Here is a 326-nt window from a genome sequence, read left to right on the forward strand (position 1 = left end):
CCTGGAGCCCGCCGAGCGGACCGCCCTCCTGGCCCACGGGACGGGAGCCGAGCGCGCCGCGGACTCCGGCCCGCTCGCCCACCGGCTGTTCGAGGCGAGGGCGGCGGAGCAGCCCTCCGCGCCGGCGGTGGTCGACGGCGCCCGCGAGGTGCGCTTCGGTGAGCTGAACGCGCGGGCGACCCGGCGGGCGCGGGAGTTGGTGGTGCGGGGTGTGGGTCCGGAGTCGGTGGTGGCGGTGGCGCTGCCGCGGTCGGTGGACGCGGTGGTGTCCGTGCTGGCCGTGTTGAAGGCGGGCGGGACGTACCTGCCGGTGGACCCGGGGTATC

The 326-nt window shown here is 78.2% G+C and carries 1 protein-coding gene; it reads left to right on the forward strand.

Translation table 11 applies throughout. The features are described 5' to 3' along the window. Nucleotides 1–326 (forward strand): AMP-binding protein (locus PUR71_RS05900; RefSeq protein ID WP_329925257.1); only part of this gene is annotated, 326 nt, incomplete at both ends.

The organism is Streptomyces sp. SP17BM10, from assembly GCF_036322405.1.
In the GTDB taxonomy this organism is placed as follows: Bacteria; Actinomycetota; Actinomycetes; order Streptomycetales; family Streptomycetaceae; genus Kitasatospora.